The organism is Rhodanobacter sp. Root627 (genome assembly GCF_001427835.1).
Classification (GTDB): Bacteria; Pseudomonadota; Gammaproteobacteria; order Xanthomonadales; family Rhodanobacteraceae; genus Rhodanobacter; species Rhodanobacter ginsenosidimutans.
Genome location: NZ_LMGW01000001.1, coordinates 1,037,497 through 1,058,410, shown reverse-complemented (window position 1 = coordinate 1,058,410; position 20,914 = coordinate 1,037,497). Strand labels below are relative to the sequence as shown.

The 20,914-nt window shown below is 64.6% G+C and carries 18 protein-coding genes, 1 tRNA gene and 1 pseudogene; 9 read left to right on the top strand and 11 right to left on the bottom strand.

The annotated features are described in order from the left end of the window. Nucleotides 1-74 precede the first annotated feature (74 nt). From ASD68_RS04995 to ASD68_RS04975, 5 genes are all read left to right on the top strand, one after another. Nucleotides 75-2,402 (top strand): DNA translocase FtsK, encoded by a 2,328-nt coding sequence (locus ASD68_RS04995; RefSeq protein WP_056079523.1) that lies wholly within the window; start codon nucleotides 75-77, stop codon nucleotides 2,400-2,402. A 171-nt stretch (nucleotides 2,403-2,573) separates the two neighbouring features. Then, nucleotides 2,574-3,233: an outer membrane lipoprotein chaperone LolA gene (gene lolA, locus ASD68_RS04990; RefSeq protein ID WP_056604095.1), complete on the top strand. Its 660-nt coding sequence runs from the start codon at nucleotides 2,574-2,576 to the stop codon at nucleotides 3,231-3,233. A 10-nt stretch (nucleotides 3,234-3,243) separates the two neighbouring features. Then, nucleotides 3,244-3,918, top strand: a complete 675-nt coding sequence (locus ASD68_RS04985; RefSeq protein ID WP_056604092.1) for a YoaK family protein — start codon at nucleotides 3,244-3,246, stop codon at nucleotides 3,916-3,918. 40 nt (nucleotides 3,919-3,958) lie between these two features. Continuing rightward, entirely contained in the window at nucleotides 3,959-5,296 is a 1,338-nt protein-coding gene (locus tag ASD68_RS04980) for a replication-associated recombination protein A (RefSeq protein WP_056604089.1), read from the top strand. A gap of 19 nt (nucleotides 5,297-5,315) precedes the next feature. Then, nucleotides 5,316-6,101 carry a sterol desaturase family protein gene (locus ASD68_RS04975; protein ID WP_056604086.1) on the top strand — a complete coding sequence of 262 codons (786 nt, stop codon included), beginning with the start codon at nucleotides 5,316-5,318 and terminating at the stop codon, nucleotides 6,099-6,101. 91 nt (nucleotides 6,102-6,192) lie between these two features. Here ASD68_RS04975 and ASD68_RS04970 read toward each other — a convergent pair whose 3' ends face one another. The 7 genes from ASD68_RS04970 to ASD68_RS04940 form a co-directional block, all read right to left on the bottom strand. After that, nucleotides 6,193-6,951 (bottom strand): DUF1499 domain-containing protein, encoded by a 759-nt coding sequence (locus ASD68_RS04970; protein ID WP_082545950.1) that lies wholly within the window; start codon nucleotides 6,949-6,951, stop codon nucleotides 6,193-6,195. Nucleotides 6,952-7,114: 163 nt separating this feature from the next. Further along, nucleotides 7,115-7,843, bottom strand: a complete 729-nt coding sequence (locus ASD68_RS04965; protein WP_235578637.1) for a DUF2064 domain-containing protein — start codon at nucleotides 7,841-7,843, stop codon at nucleotides 7,115-7,117. Then, nucleotides 7,840-8,577 (bottom strand): glycosyltransferase family 2 protein, encoded by a 738-nt coding sequence (locus ASD68_RS04960; RefSeq protein ID WP_056604080.1) that lies wholly within the window; start codon nucleotides 8,575-8,577, stop codon nucleotides 7,840-7,842. The genes ASD68_RS04965 and ASD68_RS04960 overlap by 4 nt, the downstream gene beginning before the upstream one ends. Beyond that, nucleotides 8,577-9,653: a methyltransferase domain-containing protein gene (locus tag ASD68_RS04955; protein WP_056604077.1), complete on the bottom strand. Its 1,077-nt coding sequence runs from the start codon at nucleotides 9,651-9,653 to the stop codon at nucleotides 8,577-8,579. The genes ASD68_RS04960 and ASD68_RS04955 overlap by 1 nt, the downstream gene beginning before the upstream one ends. A 129-nt stretch (nucleotides 9,654-9,782) precedes the next feature. Beyond that, entirely contained in the window at nucleotides 9,783-10,766 is a 984-nt protein-coding gene (gene arsS, locus ASD68_RS04950) for an arsenosugar biosynthesis radical SAM (seleno)protein ArsS (RefSeq protein WP_056604074.1), read from the bottom strand. Further along, nucleotides 10,759-11,505 (bottom strand): DUF3047 domain-containing protein, encoded by a 747-nt coding sequence (locus tag ASD68_RS04945; RefSeq protein WP_056604071.1) that lies wholly within the window; start codon nucleotides 11,503-11,505, stop codon nucleotides 10,759-10,761. The genes arsS and ASD68_RS04945 overlap by 8 nt, the downstream gene beginning before the upstream one ends. Next, nucleotides 11,502-13,646, bottom strand: coding sequence for a bifunctional TVP38/TMEM64 family protein/FAD-dependent oxidoreductase (locus ASD68_RS04940; protein ID WP_056604068.1), 2,145 nt, complete (start codon nucleotides 13,644-13,646; stop codon nucleotides 11,502-11,504). Before ASD68_RS04940 ends, ASD68_RS04945 begins: the two co-directional genes overlap by 4 nt. A 271-nt stretch (nucleotides 13,647-13,917) precedes the next feature. Between ASD68_RS04940 and serS the strand changes: the two genes are divergently transcribed. The 4 genes from serS (at nucleotide 13,918) to ASD68_RS04920 (ending at nucleotide 17,176) form a co-directional block, all read left to right on the top strand. Continuing rightward, nucleotides 13,918-15,195, top strand: a complete 1,278-nt coding sequence (gene serS, locus ASD68_RS04935; RefSeq protein ID WP_056604065.1) for a serine--tRNA ligase — start codon at nucleotides 13,918-13,920, stop codon at nucleotides 15,193-15,195. Between the two features lie 32 nt (nucleotides 15,196-15,227). Further along, entirely contained in the window at nucleotides 15,228-15,572 is a 345-nt protein-coding gene (locus tag ASD68_RS04930; RefSeq protein ID WP_200945354.1) for an LrgA, read from the top strand. A 443-nt stretch (nucleotides 15,573-16,015) separates the two neighbouring features. Further along, a tRNA-Ser gene (locus ASD68_RS04925) sits at nucleotides 16,016-16,105 on the top strand. Between the two features lie 330 nt (nucleotides 16,106-16,435). Continuing rightward, a complete protein-coding gene (locus tag ASD68_RS04920) occupies nucleotides 16,436-17,176 on the top strand; it encodes a hypothetical protein (RefSeq protein ID WP_056604059.1) in 741 nt (246 codons plus the stop codon). A gap of 208 nt (nucleotides 17,177-17,384) precedes the next feature. Here ASD68_RS04920 and ASD68_RS04915 read toward each other — a convergent pair whose 3' ends face one another. The 4 genes and pseudogenes from ASD68_RS04915 to ASD68_RS17235 all read right to left on the bottom strand — a co-directional run. After that, a complete protein-coding gene (locus ASD68_RS04915; protein ID WP_056604056.1) occupies nucleotides 17,385-18,134 on the bottom strand; it encodes a hypothetical protein in 750 nt (249 codons plus the stop codon). Nucleotides 18,135-18,525: 391 nt separating this feature from the next. Next, the gene (locus tag ASD68_RS04910; RefSeq protein WP_056604053.1) at nucleotides 18,526-19,383 is read right to left on the bottom strand and encodes a hypothetical protein; all 858 of its coding nucleotides are present in this window, start codon (nucleotides 19,381-19,383) and stop codon (nucleotides 18,526-18,528) included. Continuing rightward, a complete protein-coding gene (locus ASD68_RS04905) occupies nucleotides 19,380-20,330 on the bottom strand; it encodes a hypothetical protein (RefSeq protein ID WP_156458335.1) in 951 nt (316 codons plus the stop codon). Before ASD68_RS04905 ends, ASD68_RS04910 begins: the two co-directional genes overlap by 4 nt. Before the next feature lie 229 nt (nucleotides 20,331-20,559). Continuing rightward, nucleotides 20,560-20,676 (bottom strand): annotated as a pseudogene (locus ASD68_RS17235) (IS3 family transposase); the annotation flags it as partial. Between the last annotated feature and the right edge of the window lie 238 nt (nucleotides 20,677-20,914).

Genomic DNA, 20,914 nt, shown 5'->3' with positions numbered 1-20,914 from the left:
GCCCCTGACGGCAAGCTGGTACAACCGGCGTTGCAAGGTATGCTCTGACGTTGGTCAACAGGAAGAGGTCGTCCATGGCGACACGCAGCACGAACGCCAGACAGCCGGCCCGGGAAGGCCTCAGCGAGGAGTTGAAACGGCGCCTGCGCGAAGCCGGCGCGCTGCTGTTGCTGCCGCTGGCGCTGTACCTGCTGGTGTGCCTGTTCAGCTACAACCCGATGGACCCGAGCTGGTCGCATGTGGGCAGCGCCGATCATGCGCGCAACTTCGGCGGCATGCTGGGTGCGTACGTGGCCGACCTGCTGCGCTACCTGTTCGGCATGGTGGCGTATGCATTCCCGCTGCTGCTGGTCCTGCTGGGCGTGAACGTGCTGCGCCACCGGGCGGAACCCAGCAGCAGCCGCTGGGAGCCTTCGCTGCGGCTGATCGGCTCGGTGTTCTTCTTCATCACCGCACCGGGCCTGTGCTGGCTCAATTTCCCCGACAGTGGCATGGCGCCCCAGGGCGCCGGCGGCATGATCGGCGAGGCAGTGGGCAAGGGGCTGCAATACGTTTTCGGCTACAAGGGCGCGCCGCTGCTGTTGCTGGCGGTGTTCCTGGTGGCGGTGACGCTGGCCACCGGGCTGTCGTGGTTCAAGGTGATGGACTGGACCGGGCACACGGTGCTGCGGCTGACCGAGATGGTTCGCGAGCGCCTGCGCCAGGCGCCGCAGGAACGCGCTGCGCGGCTGGCGCGCACCGAGCGTGCGGCGGTGAAGAAAGACGACGCGGTGAAGCAGGCGAAACGCGAGCCGGTGCGGATCGAATCAGCCCCCGCGCCGGTGACCAAAAGCGAGCGCGCCCGGCTGGAAACGCAGATACCGCTCTTCGTGGGCGCCGCTGCACCCGGCGAGCTGCCGCCGCTGTCGCTGCTGGACGAGGCGCCGGAGCAGGGCCCGGGCTATTCGGAAGAAACGCTCGAGGTGCTGTCGCGCCAGGTGGAGTTGAAGCTCAAGGATTTCCGCATCGAGGCCAAGGTGGTGGGTGTGTACCCCGGCCCGGTGATCACCCGCTTCGAGCTGGAGCCGGCCGCCGGCGTGCGCGGTTCGCAGGTGTCCAGCCTGGACAAGGACATCGCCCGCGGCCTGTCCGTGGTGAGCGTGCGCGTGGTTGACGTGATCCCCGGCAAGAACGTGATCGGCCTGGAGATCCCCAACACCCGCAAGCAGATCGTCTATCTCTCCGAAATCCTGCGATCGGACAAGTACGACCAGCAGAAATCGCCGCTGGCGCTGGCGCTGGGCAAGGACATCGGCGGGAAACCCGTCGTGGTGGACCTGGCCAAGATGCCGCACCTGCTGGTCGCCGGCACCACCGGTTCGGGCAAGTCGGTGGCGGTCAACGCGATGGTGCTTTCGCTGCTGTACAAGGCCAGCGCCAAAGACGTGCGCATGATCATGATCGACCCGAAGATGCTGGAGCTCTCGGTCTACGAGGGCATCCCGCACCTGCTGGCGCCGGTGGTCACCGACATGAAGGAAGCGGCCAACGCGCTGCGCTGGTGCGTAGCCGAGATGGAGCGCCGCTACAAGCTGATGGCCGCCGTGGGCGTGCGCAACCTGGCCGGCTTCAACAAGAAGGTGAAGGACGCCGAGAACGCGGGCCAGCCACTGCTCGATCCGCTGTTCCGCCCCAATCCGGAGATGCCCAACCTGGCCGCCGAGCCGCTGGAGCCGCTGCCGAACATCGTGGTGATCATCGACGAGTTCGCCGACATGATGATGATCGTCGGCAAGAAGGTGGAGGAGCTGATCGCCCGCCTGGCGCAGAAGGCGCGCGCCGCCGGCGTGCACCTGATCCTGGCCACCCAGCGTCCGTCGGTGGACGTGATCACCGGCCTGATCAAGGCCAACATCCCCACCCGCATCGCGTTCCAGGTATCCAGCAAGATCGACTCGCGCACGATCCTCGACCAGTCCGGCGCCGAGGCGCTGCTGGGTCACGGCGACATGCTGTACCTGCCGCCGGGCACCGCCACGCCCGAGCGCGTGCATGGCGCCTTCGTCGACGACCACGAGGTGCACGGCGTGGTCAACTGGCTGAAATCCCAGGGCGAGCCCAACTACATCGAAGGCGTGCTGGAGGAAGTACAGGCCACCAGCGATGGCAAGTTCATCAATGATTCCGGCATCCCGCAGGATGGCGAGGAGGGTGGCGATGCCGAGGCGCAGCTGTACGACAAGGCCGTCGCCATCGTCACCCAGACCCGCCGGGCCTCCATCTCCGGCGTGCAGCGCCATCTGCGCATCGGCTACAACCGCGCCGCCCGCCTGGTCGAACAGATGGAGCAGGACGGCGTGGTCAGCGCGCCCCAGCACAACGGCAATCGCGAAGTGCTGGCGCCCCCGCCGCCGCGGGATTGAGCCGCGGCAATGCGGGATGCGGGAAAATTGTAGGAGCGACTTCAGTCGCGATGCTCTTGTTCCGGGGCTTCAGAGAAAAAGCATCGCGACTGAAGTCGCTCCTACAGAGAACACGCTCCGGTTAAGCCAATACGCCCCACAATCCGCACCGCCATCGCTTTGGGAATCCCGATGAAACGCCTCACCTTTGCCTTCGCCCTCCTGTTGCTGTCGCTCGGCAGCGTGGCCCAGGCCGCCACCGGGCCGGCACGCACGCGACTGAATGCGTTCGCGCAGAACCTGCATTCGCTGACCGGTCATTTCAGCCAGACCCTGATCGACATCAACGGGCACGACAGCAAGACCAGTGCGGGTACGCTGGCGCTGCAGTCGCCGCGGCAGTTTCGCTGGGAGACGCTGACGCCGTACAAGCAGACCATCGTGGCCGACGGCAGCCGCGTGTGGATGTACGACCCGGAGCTGGACCAGGTCACCGTGCGGATCCAGAGTGCCGAGGAGGCGCACAGCCCGCTCACCGTGCTCACCGACGTGTCGCAACTGGACAACAACTTCAAGGTGGCCGAGCGCGGCGAGCGCGACGGCCTGCAATGGCTGCGGCTCACCTCCACCGCGAAAGACCCGCAATTCGACTACGCCGACCTGGGTTTCGATGCGAACGGCCTGGCGCGCATGACGTTCCGCGACCAGCTCGGCTCCACCACGGACATCCGCTTTTCCGGCTGGCAGCGCAACGTGGCAATCCCGCCATCGACCTTCAACTTCGTGCCGCCGCCGGGCGCCGACGTGATCGGCGATGCGCCGGTGATCAACGTGCAGCCGCTGAAAGACTGACTGCATCCTCATGCCGGTCTTGCGTCAACTGCCGCGTTGGGCCTGGTTCGGCGGCGGCGTGCTCGCCTTCATCGCGGGCATCGTCAACGCCGCCGGCTACATGGGTTTTCGCCACCAGTCGATCACCAACCTCACCGGCTCCGCCAGCCTGTTCGGCGTGGCGCTGGGCACTGGCGACAGCGGCGAGGCGTGGCATTGGCTGTTATCGATCGGTGCGTTCGTGCTCGGTGCCGTGGTCAGCGGCATGATCGTGCAGCAGAGCACGCTGAAGCTGGGGCGCCGTTACGGGGTGACGCTGGTGCTGGAATCGATCCTGCTGTTCGCCGCCGTGCCATTGCTGCATCAGAACGATTCGCTGGGGCTTTACCTCGCTGCGATGGGCGCGGGTCTGCAGAACGGCATGGCCAGCACGTACAGCGGCATGGTGTTCCGCACCACCCACGTCTCGGGCATGTTCACCGACCTCGGCATCTACATCGGCCAGCGCCTGCGTGGCCTCACCGTGGATACCTTGCGCGTGCGGGTGTGCGTGCTGGTGATCGTCACCTTCACCCTGGGCAGTGCCGCGGGCGCGCTGCTTTTCCCCGCCTTGCATGAGCGCACCCTGCTGGTGCCCGCCGCGCTGACGGGTTTGTGCGGCCTGGGCTACACGCTGTATCGCCGCCGGGCCCCGGCTGACGCCTGAGCGAACGCGGTGCCCACAACCCGCGGGTTATCATCCGCCCATGCCTCGCCATCCATCCCCGTCCGCCGATCTGTTCGCCACCGAAACCGATGCGCTGAAGCCGCTGGCCGAGCGCATGCGCCCGCGCGGCCTCGACGAAATCGTGGGCCAGCAGCGGTTGGTGGGGCCGGACAAGGCGCTGCGCCGCGCGCTGGAGGCGGGCAAGATCCATTCGATGGTGTTGTGGGGCCCGCCTGGCTGCGGCAAGACCACGCTTGCGCTGTTGGTGGCGCGCTACGCCGACGCGGATTTTCGCGCGATTTCCGCCGTGCTTTCCGGCTTGCCGGACGTGCGCAAGGCGCTGGCCGAAGCCGAGGTGAACTTTGCCCAGGGCCGGCGCACCGTGCTGTTCGTGGACGAGGTGCACCGCTTCAACAAGACCCAGCAGGATGCGTTCCTGCCGCACATCGAACGCGGCGTGATCATCTTCATCGGCGCCACCACCGAAAACCCCTCGTTCGAACTGAACTCCGCGCTGCTGTCGCGCTGCCGCGTGCACGTGCTGGAGCCGGTCTCCGGCGACGACATCATTGCCGCGCTGAAACGTGCGCTGGCGGACAGCGAGCGCGGACTGGGCACGTTGCAGTTGCAGGTCGGCGACGAAGCGCTGGATTCCATTGCCCAGGCCGCCGACGGTGACGTGCGCCGCGCGCTGACCCTGCTGGAAATCGCCGCTGAACTGGCCGACGACGGGCGCATCGATCAAACCACGCTGACCCAGGTGCTGGCCGACCGCACCCGCCGTTTCGACAAGCAGGGCGAACAGTTCTACGACCAGATCTCGGCGCTGCACAAATCCGTGCGCTCGTCCGACCCCGACGCCGCCGTGTACTGGTTGTGTCGCATGCTCGACGGCGGCGTCGATCCGCTGTACCTCGCCCGTCGGATGACCCGCATGGCGGTGGAAGATGTCGGCCTGGCCGAACCACGTGCATGGCGCATGGCGCTGGATGCATGGGACACCTACGAACGCCTGGGTAGCCCCGAAGGCGAACTGGGCCTGGCCCAGCTGGCGATCTGGCTGGCCATCGCGCCCAAGAGCAATGCCGCCTACATGGCCTACAACAAGGCCCGCGCCGCGGTGCGCGAAGGCGGCACGCTGGAAGTGCCGATGCACCTGCGCAACGCGCCCACCAAGCTGATGAAAGGCATGGGCTACGGCAAGGGCTACCAGTACGACCACGACGCCGAAGGCGGCATCGCGCTGGATCAGCAATGCCTGCCCGACGCGCTGGTCGGCACCGTGTTCTACGAGCCGGTCGAGCGCGGCCTGGAACTGCAATTGCGCGAGAAGCTGCTCGACCTGCGCAAGCGTCGCCGCGACGCGCAGGGTTCGTGACCGCGGCCGGCATGCGCCGATGAACGCCGTGGCCTGGCGCGCTGCCATCTTCGTGTTGCTGCTGGTGTTGCTGGTGCTGGCCGAATGGCGCTGGCCGCGGCATCAAGGTAATCCCGACCGGCGTCATCGCTGGCCGGTGAACCTGGGCTTCGGCCTGGTTGGCGCGCTCTGCCTGCGCTTGCTGTTGCCGTGGCTGGCCATCGATGCCGCGCTATGGGCGCAGCAACACCACGTCGGCCTGTTGCACCTGTGGACGCTGCCATCGTGGCTGGCCATCGTGGTGACTTTGATGGCGCTGGACTTGCTGATCTACGCCCAGCATCGGCTGATGCATCGGGTGGGCTGGCTGTGGCGGTTGCATCGCCTGCACCACAGCGACCTCACGCTGGATGCCAGCTCCGCCATGCGTTTCCACCCGCTGGAAATCCTGTTTTCGATGGGCCTGAAGATTGCCGCGGTGCTGGCGCTGGGCGCCGCACCCGCGGCCGTGCTGGCGTTCGAGATCCTGCTCAACGGTTTCGCGATGTTCACCCACGCGAACCTGGCCTTGCCGCTTGGGCTGGATCGCGCGCTGCGCTGGGTGGTGGTCACGCCCGACATGCACCGCATCCACCACTCGGTGCTGCGCGACGAGCACGACAGCAACTTCGGCTTCAACCTGTCGTGGTGGGACTGGTTGTTCCGCAGCTACCGCGACGCCCCACGCCAGCCGCAGGCAACCCTGCGGCTGGGGCTGGACCGGTTCCGCGACAACCGCGAGCAGCGCTTCGGCGCCCTGATGCTGCAACCGTTCCGCCGCCGGTGAACCCGTAGGAGCGACTTCAGTCGCGATGCTTTTCGACGCCCCTCAGCAGAAGCATCGCGCACAGGGTGCGCTCCTACAAAAAACGGGCGCGTCAGTGGGCGCCCACCGCCTCGCGCAATTTGCGGCTGTACGCGCGAATACGCGCCGCGTTGGCGCCCACGTCGCTGCCACCCACGCGCGATTCGGAGCGCACATCCACGCGCGTACCGCCGGCCTCGGGCCGCAGGCGAATCACCACGTCGTCCTTGAAACCGAACCAGAACGTGGTGGCGGTGGCCTCGATGCGGCCCTCATCCGGCACCTGCGCCGCGATCGCCCAGCCCATCGACTTGGCGTTGTCCAGCGCCGCCTTGAAGACTGTCGCCGGCGGCGCGTCGAACTGCAGCGGCTGGATGTCCGGATAAGCCGCATGCTGCTTGGCCGCCACCTCGGCACCGCCGTAGACGGCCGAGTTGGGCGCGTCGGCACGCTCGGCCAGCAGCGTCTGGAACGGCGGCGGGTTGGCCGTGTCGGTGGTGATGTCGTGGATCGCCGGCACCGAGCCGGCCTTGTGCTTGAACAGCATCGGCGGCACGAACGCAATCACGCCCAGCACGATCGCGATCAGCGCCCGCACCAGGTAGCGCCGCGGCTGGGCGAACAGCGCCAGCAGCAGCGCGATCACGCCGAACAGCGCCGCCAGCAGGCCCAGCCAGTAACCGAAGAACACGCTTGAGAAAGCGGCGCCCAGGCCGATCATCCCGGCCCGATAAAGCGGCCCGGCCAACATCGCCAACAGCGCGACGATGCCGGCCAGCAAACCGAGCGAGGCGATGCGGCGAGTCCAGGGGAAGGGTGGTCGAGTATTCATGCGATGGCTCCAGGTTGGTGTACGGGCTCTTGGGCGTGGCGTTCAATCAGACATCGTGGAAATCGGCACTTTCCGCTTCCTTCCCCCGCAACGCGGGGGAAGGTGCCCGAAGGGCGGATGGGGGCGCTCTTGATCTTTTTTCGCATGACGAAGAGCGCCCCCCTCAGCCCTTCGGGCAGCTCCCCCCGCTGTGCAGGGGGAGCAATCTATCGGGGCTTCTCGGGTCGTCCACGCATTCCTCCAGCAGCCAGTCGAGCAGCTCGCGTTGTTCGGGCAGCGGCGCGGGCAGTGCCTTCAAATCGACGATGAGCGACGCCAGATCGCCACCGTCATCGACATCGTTGAGCATCGGCAGCGACGCGATGGCGCCGTCGCTCGACAAGGCGTCGATCAACGCGCTGGCGGTATCGGTGCACGAATAACGCGGCGCCAGCCACGCAGCCTCCGGTACCGGCTGGCGTGTGCCGAACAGCCAGAAGCCGCCATCGTGCGCCGGCGCCAAGACGAAGGGCGTGGCGGGATCGTCCAGCGCTTCGAGCGCCGCAGACACTAGGTCGACCCGGATCTGCGGCGCATCGGCGCCGATCAGCAGCACGCGCCCGTGACGCTGTTGCAGCGACGCACAGACGTGATGCAGCCGCGCGCCGAGCGTGCCTTCGCCCTGCCACAGCGCGGGCAACGCATTCCACATGGGGTCATTGAGGGCGTCGCGTTCGGCGACAGCCCAGCACGGTTGAACGCCGGGCATCGCGGCGCGGGCCACGGCGGCGACGGCCGCAGCGGCCAGACGGTGGAAGTGTTCGGCGCGTTGTTGCCCGATGCTCGCCGCAAGGCGGGTCTTCACCGGCGAGTGGCCGGGCGTTTTGACGAAGATGGCCAGCGCCGCGGTCATCGTCGTTCCCGCCGCAGGCGGCGCCATTGCGGCCACGCCTGGATCAGGGTCAGCCAAAGATGCCGCGAGGTGGTTCGCCACCAGCCATGCCGTGCGTATTTGCGGGCGCTGGTTTGCAGCGCCGCGCCGACGCCGACGATGGGCAGGCCGGCGCGCCGCGCGGTCCATACCAGCAGGTGATCCTCGCCGTAGCTCACGCGCTCGTCGAAGCCGCCCAGCGCGGTGAAGCAATGCGCCGGCAACAACAGGCCCTGGTCGCCGAACGGCATCTTCAGCCAGTGCGAGCGAAGGTTGGCGCCACAGGCGTTCAATGCGGCCAGCCGCGGGCCGTCGCGGCTGAAAGACAGGTCGAAGAAACCCAGCGCGTCATCCGCGCGCTGCGTGAAGCGCTGCAACGCCGCCAGCGTTTCCGGCTGCAGCCGGGAGTCGGCGTGCACGAACCACAACCATCGTCCGCGCGCGGCCTGGGCGCCGCTGTTCTGCTGCCGTGCGCGGCCCGGTGGGCTGCCGATCTGGCGCAGCGTCGATCGTGTCGACGACGGCAGTGGCGGCAACGCTTGCGCGCCGGCATGCACCAGGATCACTTCGCTGTCGTCGGGCATGCCTTCGGCCAGTTGATCGAGCAAAGGTCGCCATGCCGTTTCGCCGGGAGCCAGCGGCACGATCACCGACAGGCGCAGCGGGCCTGCGGCGGCCGTGTCCTGATCGATACCGCTGGCGGGGCTCGCGTTCATCAGCAGCAGGCGCCACCCGTGTCGGCAGCGGCGCGCGTGTCAGGCGCGCAATCGAACAAGCCGAAGTGCCGCTGCTTGTCGCCGTCGATGCGGAAATGCCCCGCATAACGGCTGGCGCCCAGCATGTCGGCGGTGTTGCCGCAGACGCTTAGCGGGCGGCCGGTTTCGAAATGGTGGTGGTCATCGAGGTCGAACGCATGCGGCTGGTGCGGCAGCGTGCCGAGATACGTGGCGACCTGGCCATAGTCCTCGCAGCGATCCTCCAGCGGCAGCTTGAACGCGCGCCAGGTGATGGATTCGAAACGGGCAAAGCCGATGCGCTGCTCCACCGCGGGGTCAGTCAGTTCGATCGGGCTGCGGGCGCATACGCGCGCGTCGGCCACGCCCAGCGTGCCCAGCAGGCGGCGGAAGTCCTCCACATACAGCGCGCCGGCCAGGCACTCGCCCAGCAAGACCGGGTCGCGCATCAGTTCCGGGGGCAGGCGGCGGTCGGCGAACACGTCGGAGAAGTACAACTCGCCGCCGGGCTTCAGCACACGCAGGATCTGCGCGAACGCGCGCGCCTTGTCGGGCACCAGGTTGAGCACGCAATTGGAGACCACCACGTCGACCGAGTTGTCGGCGATGCCCAGCGTGTCGAGGTTGGCCAGATCGCCGGCCAGCAAGCTGACGTTGCTGTGCGCGTGGCCGAATGCTTTGGCGTGGTAATCGCGGTGGCGTTCGGCCACGGCCAGTTGCGCGGCGGTCATGTCCACGCCGATCACGCGGCCTTGCTCGCCAACCAGGCGCGACAGCAGATAGACATCGCGACCGGTGCCGCAGCCCAGGTCCAGCACGGTGGCGCCCGTCAGCGCGGGCGGGATGGGCGAGCCGCAACCGTAGAAGCGTTCGGTGATTTCCGGGTGCAGCAGGGCGGCGGTTTCGCGCAGGTGCAGCGGCATGGCGCTGGTGCTGCAGCAGGCGGTGGTGCGCAGGTCGGTGCTGCTTTTCAGCGTCTCGCCGTAGTACTCGCGCACGTCGTCGCGGACGCGGGAGTCGTCGCCGCAGCAGGTTTGGGTTTGAGTGTCTTCGGTCATGTTTGCGGTTCGGGTGGTTGTTTGGTGAATGACGGGGGACTTGTTCTCTTGTAGGAGCGACTTCAGTCGCGACAGCTTTGCTGTTCGTCGGAAGAGCGTCGCGACTGAAGTCGCTCCTACAGGTCCCCGTTACACGGTCAGCGCGCCGCCGCAGGAACTGCCCGCGCCGGCGGTGCAGCCGTAGCAATGGCTGCCGAAGGCGATCCGCTCATGCTCGATGTCGGTCAGTGCCTCGATGTCCCACAGCGTGCGTTCGCGACCGCCCAGCGGCAGCTCCAGCGCCTGGTTGAAATCGCAGTCGTAGAGATGCCCGCGCCAATCCACCGACAACTGGTTGCGGCACATCACGCCCAGCGCCGCCTGCGGATTGAACGCATCCAGCAGGGTCTGCATGTAGCTGTCGTAGCGGCCCTCGCGCTCCAGCAGGTGCAGGAAGCGCTTGATCGGCATGTTGGTGATGGTGAACAGGTGGTTGAAGTGGATATCGAAATGCTGGGCCAGTTCGCGCCTGTAGTCCGCCTCCAGTGAGGCCTGCGCGGGCGGCAGGCTGGCGCCCAGCGGGTTGTAGACCAGGTCGATTTCCAGGCCCGAACCCTCGCGCCCGTAACCCAGCTCCGACAGCATGCGCAGCGCCCGGATGGACGGATCGAACACGTGCTGGCCGCGCTGCTTTTCCACATTGGCCTTGGTGTAGCAGGGCAGCGAGGCCACGATCTTGACGCCCTGGTCGGCCAGGAATTGCGCGGTATCTTCCTGGCCTTCGCGGAACAGGATGGTGAGGTTGCAGCGGTCGATCACCGTCTTGCCCATGGCGCGCGACTCGCGCACCAGCTGGCGGAAGTGCGGATTCATCTCCGGCGCGCCACCGGTCAGGTCCACCGTGTGGATGGTCGGCGCATCGGCCAGCAAGGCCAGCAGGCGGTTCACCGTGGCGGCCTGCATGATTTCCGTGCGCTTGGGGCCGGCTTCGACGTGGCAGTGATGGCAGGCCAGGTCGCACAGCTTGCCCACGTTGACCTGCAGGATCTCCAGCGGCGTGCGCGGCAGGGCCACGCCATGCACGCGCAGCGTGTGCGCGAAGGACGGTCGCACGTCGATGGCGATGTCATTCATCGGTGGACTCCGGTGTGGCGGTGGACGCCGAGAAAGTGAGGTCGCCGAACCACGCGTTGACGTGGCCTTTGGTGTTGTCGGTGTCGCTGGCAACGGCCACGCCGGTGATTTCTGGTGCCGGCCGACCGAAGGCAGCGCGGAAATCGGCGGCGACATCGCGATGCTCGCTCTGCCATTGACCCGCGTGGGCATTGCCGCTTTGCAGGACGATGGTGCGCACGGCGCCATAGTAGGCGTTCGGCGCGATGGTGCCGACCGGGTGCGTGTTGTCCCACACGTAGCACAGCGCGGCGCGGGGCAGCGCATGCCCCATGACCACGCGCGCCATCCGCAGTTTCATTCGTTCGCCAAAGGTCAGCGCGTTGGCGGGCATGTCGAAAAACACGTAGACGCGCGCCGCGAAATCGTCACCATGCTTCTTCGCGAGGTTCGCTTTGGCCACGCTGTGGTCCACCTTCCAGCGCCAGCTCAACACCTGATCCGGCGGCAGCTTCAGCGGGTGGGCGATACCCCCTGCGCCGCGGTTGGCATCGATGTGCAGCACGGTGACATCGCCGTCGCGGACCAGCATGACGCCGGCCTTGGTCTTGTGCCGCGACATCGCGTAATGCTTCCAGCCGGAGGGCAGCTGGCTTCCCGTGGCGCTGTCGGAAAAACGCAGCGACAGCGTCCCGTCGCTCGCCATGGCCAACGGGGCGACAAGGCCCAGCGTGATGCAGAGGAGAAACCGGGTTTTCATCGTCGCCGCCACCGAAACCAACGTTCCGCCCAGCGTAGCGCGCCCTGCGGTGCGTGTGCCTTGCGCCAGGCGCCGGCGGCGTATTTGTTGGCCTCCGCCCAGGTCGGATAGGCGTGGATGGTGCCCAGGATCTTGCCCAGGCCCAGGCCGTGGGTCATCGCCAGGGTGAACTCGGCCAGCAGCTCGCCAGCCTGCGCGCCGACGATGGTGGCGCCCAGGATGCGATCCTTGCCCGGCACGGTGAGCACCTTGACGAAGCCCCGCGTGCCGTCCTCGGCGATGGCGCGGTCGAGGTCGGCCAGGTCGTAGCGGGTGACCTCGTAACGGATGTCCTGCTCCGTGGCCTCGCGTTCGTTGAGCCCCACCCGCGCCACTTCCGGGTCCACGAAGGTAGTGGCGGGGATCGCCGAGTAATCCGCCTTGAACCGCCACAACCCGCCCAGCAGCGCGTTGAGGGTGGCGTACCAGGCCTGGTGCGCGCCCACGTGGGTGAGCTGGTAGGGACCGGCCACGTCACCGCAGGCGTAGATGTTGGGATACAGCGTTTGTAGGTACTGATCGGTGTCGATGGTGCGTGGCGTTGGAATGCCCAGCGCCTGCAATCCGTAACCTTCGACGCGCGGGCGACGGCCCACGGCCACCAGCAAGGCGTCGAAGGGCAGGGCGACGGTTTCGCCGTTGTGCTCGCAGCGCAGGGATTTTCCCTGCGCATCCGATTCCACCGCCACCGCCTTGTGCCCGGTGCGCACGTCGACGCCATCCTCGCGCAGGCGCGCCTCGACAAACGCCGAGACGTCGGTGTCCTCGCGGCTCAGCAGCCGTTCGCCCAACTCGACCTGGGTCACGCGGGAACCCAATCGCGCAAACGCCTGCGCCAGCTCGCAACCCACCGGCCCGCCGCCCATCACCACCAGCCGTTGCGGCAGTTCGCGCAACGCCCACAAGGTGCTCGAGGTGAGAAAGCCGGAGTCGGCCAGGCCCGGCAGGTCCGGCACCAGCGGCTCCGCCCCGGCGGCGATGACGATGGCGCGGGTGGTGAGGGTTTCGCCATCGATGCGCACCTCCCACGGCGACACGATGGTGGCGTGACCCTTGCGCACGTCCACACCCAGCTCGCGGTAGCGCTCCATCGAATCGTGCGGCGCCACGTCGCCGATCACCCGCTGCACGCGCGCCATCACCGCGGCGAAATCGACGGTGACCTCGCCGACCTGCACACCGGCTGCGACGGCATCGCGCGCCCGGGCGGCCAGCCGTGCGCTGTGGATCAGCGCCTTCGACGGCACGCAGCCTTCATTGAGGCAGTCGCCGCCCATCGCGCCTTTTTCCACCAGCGTCACGCGTGACTTCACCGTGGCCGCGATGTATGCGCTGACCAGCCCCGCCGCACCGGCGCCGATCACCACCAGGTTGCGATCGAAGCGGCGCGGCTTCTTCCAGCGCGCATAAAGCTTGCGCCGCCGCACCGGCGCCACCAGCGCGCGCGCAATCCAGGGAAAGATGCCCAGCAGCACGAACGAGCCGATCAGCAGCGGCGAAAAAATGCCCGATGCCGAATCCAGTTGCGCCAGCTGTGTGCCCGCATTCACATAGACCACGGTGCCGGCCAGCATGCCGACCTGGCTGACCCAGTAGAACGTGCGCGCCGGCAGCGCGGTCACGCCCATCAGCAGGTTGATCACGAAAAACGGCAGCGCCGGCACCAGCCGCAAGGTGAACAGGTAGAACGCGCCATCGCGCTTCAGGCCTTCATCGATGGTGGCCAGGCGCTTGCCGAAACGGCGCTTCACCGCATCGCGAAACAGGAAACGGCTGGCCAGGAACGCCAGCGTTGCGCCGATCGACGACGCAAACGAGGCCAGCAGCGTGCCCTCCACCAGTCCGAACACCGCGCCGGCGGCAATCGTGGCCAGCGCCGCGCCAGGCAGCGACGCGGCTGCCATCACGATGTAGCCCACCAGAAAACCCGCCGCCAGCAACAGGGGGTGCTGGGCACGCCATGCCTGCAGTGACTGCTGCTGCTGCTCCTTGAGCGCATGCAGGCTGAGGTAGTGCGACAGGTCGAACGCGAAAAAGCCGACGATCGCGGCGACGATCAGCAACGCGATCAACAGCCGGGGGAGAAGACGGCGCCAGTTCATGGCATGTCCGCCGTCATCGGTTGTGCGTGATCGCGTGGAAAAGTCACCGGGTGTCTCGACATCGGGCTCGTCCTTTGTGAGTTGAGCGTCGGGCAGGCCGGCATGGCCGGCCGGTGCGGGTCACGGGGTCTTTCGTTCCGGCAAAGAGGAAAGTTACCTGAACCACCGTGTCGCCGCCGCGACGATCCGTACCCATTGACCGACCCGCTCGTTTGCGCCGCTTCACCGGCTGCCACGATAATTGCCGGTCTGATCACCCAAAGGAACGACCATGCTGGACCCGACGCTGCTGCGAGCGCATCTCGCCGATACCGCCAAGCGGCTCGCGACGCGCGGCTTTGTGCTGGATACGGCGGCCGTGGAGCAGCTCGAAAGCCAGCGCAAGCAGCTTTCGATGGAGACGCAGGAGCTGCAAAGCGTGCGCAACGCGCGTTCCAAGGCGATCGGCCAGGCCAAGGGCAAGGGCGAGGACGTTACCGACTTGATGGCCGAAGTCGCCGGCCTCGGCGACAAGCTCAAGAACAACGAGCAGGCGCTGGCCGACGTGCAGGCCAGGCTGTCCGAGATCGCGCTGGGCATCCCCAACCTGCCGCACGAATCCGTGCCGGAAGGGCGCGACGAGAAAGACAACGTCGAAGTGAGTCGCTGGGGCACGCCACGCAGCTTCGATTTCGAGGTGAAGGATCACGTCGAACTGGGCGAGCGCCACGGCTGGCTCGATGGCGATTCCGGCGCCAAATTGTCCGGCGCGCGCTTCACCGTCATGCGTGGCCAACTGGCGCACCTGCACCGTGCGCTGGGCCAGTTCATGCTCGACCTGCACACTGCCGAGCACGGCTACCTGGAATGCAACGTGCCGGTGATCGTCAACGCCGAAAGCATGCAGGGCACCGGCCAACTCCCGAAATTCGCGGACGACCTGTTCGCCACCGAGGTCAACGAAACCAGGCGCTACCTGATCCCCACCGCCGAAGTCCCGCTGACCAACCTGCTGCGCGACACCATCCAGGACGCCGACGCGCTGCCGCTGCGCATGACCGCGCACACGCTTTGCTTCCGCGCCGAAGCGGGCAGCTACGGCCGCGACACCCGCGGCATGATCCGCCAGCACCAGTTCGAGAAAGTCGAGATGGTGCAGATCAGCCGCGCCAGCGACTCCTATGCCCAGCTCGAAGAACTGGTCGGCCACGCCGAAACCGTGCTGCAGAAACTCGGCCTGCCATACCGCAAGCTGCTGCTGTGCACCGGCGACATGGGCTTCGGCGCCACCAAGACCTACGACCTCGAAGTGTGGCTGCCCAGCCAGCAGACCTACCGCGAAATCTCCAGCTGCTCCAACTGCGAAGACTTCCAGGCCCGCCGCCTGCAAGCCCGCGTACGCAATCCCGAAACCGGCAAGCCCGAACTCGTGCACACCCTGAACGGCTCCGGCCTCGCCATCGGCCGCACCCTCATCGCCGTGATGGAAAACAACCAGAACGCCGACGGCTCGATCACCATCCCCGAAGCCCTGCGCCCGTACATGGCCGGGCTGGACCGCATCGCGTGACCACGGCGCCGGCACGCGGAGGCTGGGGCAGGGTGGAGTTCTACACCAGCTTCTTCCTGTTGGCGGTACTGGCCACCGTGATCGGCATGCGCCTCAGCTTCGAGAGCGTATGGCGCCTGCCCACCGTCGACCTCGACCTGTCCGTGATCGCGCTGCCCCTCGTCCTGGCCAGCTTCTGGCTGGCCCGCCACAGCCGCCGCGGACGCCTCGCCATCATCACCTTCGCCGCTGCCACTCAACTCGTCCCGATGGTCGTACGCGAACCGATCCTGCTGCTGCCGCTGATGGGCGCGTTGATCCCGGTGACGATCCTGGCAATCTGCCTTGTCGCGCTGTCGAAGAAGGATTCCAGCCGTCCCCCGCAAAGCCGTTCCTGATAGGATTGCACCCCGCGCAAGCACCCCTAGCCGTTCTCCCTGAGCGTAGCGCAGCGAAGTCGAAGGGCAATCCGCCGGTCTGTTTGATGCGGCGGATAAAGAACCAGGTTTGGAGAGATGACCGAGCGGTTTAAGGCAGTAGTCTTGACGCGAAGGCAGGAAGCCGAAGCGGACAGCGGCGCAGCCGCTGGCCCCGAAGGGGTGAAGGGCAGGATGCCCGGAACAAAACTGTCGTAGTGGCGCGCAACGCGCGCCTTGCCGCAGCTAACGAGTTTATGGAGAGATGGCCGAGTGGTTTAAGGCAGCAGTCTTGACGCGTAGGCAGGAAGCCGAAGCGGACAGCGGCGCAGCCGCTGGCCCCGAAGGGGTGAAGGGCAGGATGCCCGGAACAAAACTGCCGTAGTGGCGCGCAACGCGCGCCTTGCGCAGGACAACGAGTTTATGGAGAGATGGCCGAGTGGTTTAAGGCAGCAGTCTTGAAAACTGCCGTAGTGGTAACACTACCGTGGGTTCGAATCCCACTCTCTCCGCCAGATACGCATTTAAGCTCCTGAAAATAGGGGCTTTTTTGTATCTGTAGTTCGTCCGTCCCGCTTTACGTCCCTCTGCGATATTCCACTTGTAAACGGACGTCTACGGACGAGAAACGGAGCAGGGCGCTAGCCTTGCGCCTTCGCGATCTACGCTCCGGGGTTGTAGGCGGGTAAGGGTCGGCCGGCGCGAGGCGCTCCTGCACATGTATGCATGGTCTCGGTGTAGATAGAAGCGCTGCCGGGGTAAGTGCTGGCTGGCGTGATCCGGATAGACTGGTGTTGGTCAACGGGAACAGATCCAAAGTGTTCTAGTCCGCACTGGATAATTGAATGAACGAGGCACAGTCCAACGAGAGCATTGCTCTACGCAACATGGAGGTCGCTTTGCGGCGGATAGAAAGCCAGATCCCGCCTCCGCAAAAAGTGTTGCTTCACGGCCATCCAGTGTTGCGCTACGTCGAGCAAACTATTCAGCAGGCTCTCGTTGCCAAGCTCGCGCGCCACATAAGCAACTTGAACGCAGCGCAAATTCTCATGGAACACGGCCACGTTCATGAGCAGGGGATACTTCAGCGAACAATGGACGAGGGAGGCTCAGACATTCTCTTCCTGGTCCTTGGGATGGTTAAAAACGACCTCACTGAAAGGCATGAGAGCCTGCTAAAGGAGTTCTGGAAAGAGGAGTTCGACGCACCTAATGCGTTGGATTCAAGCCAAGACCGCGCACAACCGAGACGGGACAAGATCCGCTCCTATGTGGCTAAGTATTCTGGACCAGACCCGAGTACGGCAATCAAAGCGGAACGGTCTGTTTACAAATCTTATTCTGGCTACGTCCATGGCGCTGCTCCACACATCATGGATTTGCATAGTGTGGCAGGTGAAGGATTTAGCGTAAGAGGAGTAGCGGGCACATACCGTCATGACGAGCACCGCGCCGACCTTCGCAACTACTACTTCCGAAGCTTGCAAAATTGCGCGATGGTGGCCAAGGCAGTCGGTGATGATGCGTTGTGTCGTCAGATGACAGATTCAGCCGACGCCTACGCCCAAGCGGTCGGCCTCCAGTGATGACAGGACATCTACGCAGAGCTGCCCCGGTCGTCGGTTCCGCCTGACGTCCGTTGTCGGCTTGCGCCTGACTCCCGTCGGTTTGTGTCCGGACTTGCGGGGCGTGGTCAGTCTAGCGCTCTGCCGGGGCGAGAGTATCGGCGCGGAGCGTGGACGATGTAGGCGCTCGCCCCTATAGGCACTGCGCGCCGTGGCGCACAGGCGACGCCTACAGCAGCGGCGTGTGCCATCTATCGCAACCGGACAACGCGATAAAGCGCGGATCGGGAAACCGATGCACCGCACGGATGCAGTCGCCGGGGATCGCACGCAGCGAATGAGCCTCGAACCGGACGTGTTCCGCGATGGTCTCGCCGTGGTGGATTAAATCGCGCCGTGCCATGGACATGGCTGCCGAGTATGTACCCGACAGCCATGCCACCGGGACGTCAGCCTCAACGATGCATGGCGTGCCAAGCTGCCGTAGCGCGGGGGCGATGGCCGCGTCCGACTCGTGCGCCCCATAAACTGCCTCGCCACCCCAGTGGCGCAACAGGCGATGGATGCCACCTTCGCCAGCCTCGCGCGGCGGAAAGAAACAAAACCAGATCATGCCGGCGCGGTTGTGTGCAGAACCTTGATGCGCGGAACGCAACGCATCGCCCACAGCGACCGGCAACGTATCGCGCTGAACTTGCGCAGCAATACGGCGCTCGATTAGGTCGGCACTCAAGGGCGTCATGCCGTTCACTTCAACGTCTGCCGCCTCGTCATCAGTCAAGCGCGTGCAGTGCCACCCTCGAACAGAATACGAGCACAACGCGTCGCCGAGTGTATCCACCGCTTGATCAAAGTCGGTGGCATTCTTCGCCGGTAAGTCCAGCTCCCACGCGCGCATGATGGGGCGTATGTCGGTAAGCGTGGCCTTCAAGGCGTCAGGCCACTCGTTTGGCTGGTCAAGATGCAAGAGGAACGACATGCCGGCGAGCCTAGCATTGCTGCCGAGCGCGCAGGGTCGGCAGCGGGCGGCGCGTTATCGTGTAGGAGGCCGTCCATGTCGCGCCCCCGATAGCTGCTATAACATCCACGCATTTTTCTTAACAAAATTCATCAGAGTGCCATCTTTTCCATGAGGTGTTCAAAATAGGGGTCAGAGTGCTCTTTTTTCATATGAGCTTTTGTAAGTCGTCTCTGACCCCAGTTTCGGTGTCATCCAGCAGCACGAAGACATGGGACAGAATTTGAGACCTCATTTTGAGGATGCTCATGAAAAAGCTCTGATCGGCATGATGAACAGTCGGCCAAGGTCATGACATTCGTCTGTATGAAGATGGCTGCTTCTGCCTGGAGTAACCGCAAGCCTTCTTCGCTTATCTCGAAGCGAAGGCGTCTTCTATCCGGTGCCAAGCGGGGTCGATCGAAAACCTAGGCACGATGGGCTGCTTCCTGACCCAGTTCAACAGCGCATGACGCTGTCCACACGCGAAAGGTGTGGTGATCTTTGGGTCGGGAGTGAACCGGTAACGATGAAATTGAAGGGCATTGTCCCACTCAGTGACATGGTGCCTCCGGTAGTAAGGGCGTAAATACTCGAAGGTCTCCCAGCGCAGCTCATTCAGCAGGAACCCCAACTTCGGGATGTAGGCGCTCAACGCATCCTCAGTCAACCACTCGCGGAAGTCGTCGAGCGCACCCAGAACGTCCGTGCGGTCCACGGCGTGGCCTTGTTCTTGAAGCCATTTGACAATGTCATCGGCGGTTCCACCCGACCGAAGGGCATCATGCTTTTGAAGGTTGCCGGCCACCTTCAACCAGGACAGGCGGCTCGGCGTCAGCGACGTTTCGATGTTCAGCGTTGGAAGCCAAACCTTGGCGAACGTCTTCTTCTCGTTGAGCCAAACAATGAACTGCTCGACGCTGGCACGCAAACCTGTCGAGTCACCGAGCGAGGGGCTTTCAACGATCTGCGTGAGATGGCGCAGATAGGGAACTTCGGCCATGCCGATGTTCCGGTCCGTTTGGGAAAGGAAGTCGCTCAGTCGCAAGGCAAAATAGGCTCTCGTTGTGGATGATTCCGGAAAGGGTTGAAGCGTCGTATCGCGCCCGGGGAAAGAAAAGATAGCGTGGTTCACCATGTCATCAATGATGCCCACGACCGAGGCAAGCACAACCACCTCACGTTCCGGATCAGACAAGATCGGGGTTATTGAAGTCATAGTCTGGCTCACGCCGTAGTTTGCCTTGGTGTTGGATGCAGCCTTCCACTGAGCGCCACGCGACTGTCTGACACCGTCTCATCGTATCGTCCAATGAACATGGCGAACCACTCGGCGTCTCCGAGGTGGGCAGTGAGCCAATGTCCAATAGCATTCCCCACGACCTTAATGAGACCGTAGAAGTTGAAATAGAAAATGCTTTCGGCTTCTGACCAAAGACCCCCGTCTGGCACGTTCACGCCGAAGCTGATGCGCCTGACTTTGCCGGATCTGACCTTGGCGGAATGGATATTCGTCATGTGAACAATGCCGTTGCGCATCTCCCATAGCTCTTCTCCGGAAATGCCGATGCGCGCAAGTTCCGCATGTGCATTGAGCCACCGAACAAACACCGGAGGCTGGTCCCTCGAATGCCCGAATTGAACGTAGGCCAATGAGTCGATACAGGAAAGTAAAAGCTTCATCGACGACACATACAACTTGGCATTGAATGTGGTTTTGATGGCGAGGAAATAGTCATCATGGATAAGCCGAGGCAAGTCGATGGCGCCATCTGAAGTGTATTCACTTAGCCAATCAACCATCACCCCAGACGCCCCCAATCTTTCGCTTGCATCATTCATGTCCAAGGGTCCGATCCCACCCATGTAGTTCACGCGAACAACACCATCGACCACCTGTGTCACAAGCATCAGTGGGTCTGCACGCGCACCGGTAACTTGGAAGATGTCGTCGAATAGATGATGGGCGGTTCCGAGGCGTTGCCCGGACACCAATCGCCCATGGGTGAAGGGCTTTGACAGGCGTAGCCGCTTGGCAACCTTCAAATCGGCATCCATTCGCTCACGGAGGAATTCACCCGCAGCTTGGTCCGTGCCTTCAAACTGGTGGGTGACATATCCAACTTCATCGCATTGTTCCTTCTCAAAGAAGAGAAAGATGTTGTAGATGGTTTCCATGAGCCCTTCCATTGATCTGCCCGAGTTCCGGGAAGCTCTATGGTGGCCAGCATATTGCAGACTAGTGTCCAACCTGTCGAAGATTTTTCAGTGATGAAGTCTGGCCCATCGCTACGGTGCTGGTCTCACTAGCTGGCGCAGTTTAGGCGGCCGGCCCTTCCGCGCGGAGATGGGTTTGCCCTCAGCCTGCAAACGTGCCCGATGAGCCCCGGTCTCTCGGACCTGATCGGATGAGGCCTGCTGGCGGCTGCCGGTGGGTGATGGCCATGCGCAGGGCGGCGGGAACGAGCGGCTCATCATTGCGGTCGGACATCGCCCAGCCGACGACCTTGCGCGAACACAGGTCGCGACGGATACCCAGATCGATCGCCACTTCCGATGCCGGCCGTTCGCCCGCATCGAGCAACCTGACCGCCTCACGCTTGAACTCTGCGGTGAATCGTTGACGCTTGACCATCTGACACCTCCCAGGGGATTGTCCCCGTTCAAAGGTGTCCGTCAAACCCGGGCCAGCTCAGAGTGCTCTTTTCCATATGAGCTTTGGAAGTCGTCTCTGACCCCGGTTTGGATCACCAGTCCAGACG

Bases quoted from the DNA above. Each gene is read 5' to 3' on its own strand.
- ASD68_RS04975 (WP_056604086.1), top strand. From the start codon at position 5,316: ATGAACGCCGTGGCCTGGCGCGCTGCCATCTTCGTGTTGCTGCTGGTG.
- ASD68_RS04905 (WP_156458335.1), bottom strand. From the start codon at position 20,330: ATGGAAACCATCTACAACATCTTTCTCTTCTTTGAGAAGGAACAATGC.
- ASD68_RS04970 (WP_082545950.1), bottom strand. From the start codon at position 6,951: ATGAATACTCGACCACCCTTCCCCTGGACTCGCCGCATCGCCTCGCTC.
- ASD68_RS04915 (WP_056604056.1), bottom strand. From the start codon at position 18,134: ATGTCGTTCCTCTTGCATCTTGACCAGCCAAACGAGTGGCCTGACGCC.
- serS (WP_056604065.1), top strand. From the start codon at position 13,918: ATGCTGGACCCGACGCTGCTGCGAGCGCATCTCGCCGATACCGCCAAG.
- ASD68_RS04960 (WP_056604080.1), bottom strand. From the start codon at position 8,577: ATGAACGCGAGCCCCGCCAGCGGTATCGATCAGGACACGGCCGCCGCA.
- ASD68_RS04980 (WP_056604089.1), top strand. From the start codon at position 3,959: ATGCCTCGCCATCCATCCCCGTCCGCCGATCTGTTCGCCACCGAAACC.
- ASD68_RS04920 (WP_056604059.1), top strand. From the start codon at position 16,436: ATGAACGAGGCACAGTCCAACGAGAGCATTGCTCTACGCAACATGGAG.
- lolA (WP_056604095.1), top strand. From the start codon at position 2,574: ATGAAACGCCTCACCTTTGCCTTCGCCCTCCTGTTGCTGTCGCTCGGC.
- ASD68_RS04995 (WP_056079523.1), top strand. From the start codon at position 75: ATGGCGACACGCAGCACGAACGCCAGACAGCCGGCCCGGGAAGGCCTC.
- arsS (WP_056604074.1), bottom strand. From the start codon at position 10,766: ATGAATGACATCGCCATCGACGTGCGACCGTCCTTCGCGCACACGCTG.
- ASD68_RS04940 (WP_056604068.1), bottom strand. From the start codon at position 13,646: ATGAACTGGCGCCGTCTTCTCCCCCGGCTGTTGATCGCGTTGCTGATC.
- ASD68_RS04985 (WP_056604092.1), top strand. From the start codon at position 3,244: ATGCCGGTCTTGCGTCAACTGCCGCGTTGGGCCTGGTTCGGCGGCGGC.
- ASD68_RS04955 (WP_056604077.1), bottom strand. From the start codon at position 9,653: ATGACCGAAGACACTCAAACCCAAACCTGCTGCGGCGACGACTCCCGC.
- ASD68_RS04965 (WP_235578637.1), bottom strand. From the start codon at position 7,843: ATGACCGCGGCGCTGGCCATCTTCGTCAAAACGCCCGGCCACTCGCCG.
- ASD68_RS04945 (WP_056604071.1), bottom strand. From the start codon at position 11,505: ATGAAAACCCGGTTTCTCCTCTGCATCACGCTGGGCCTTGTCGCCCCG.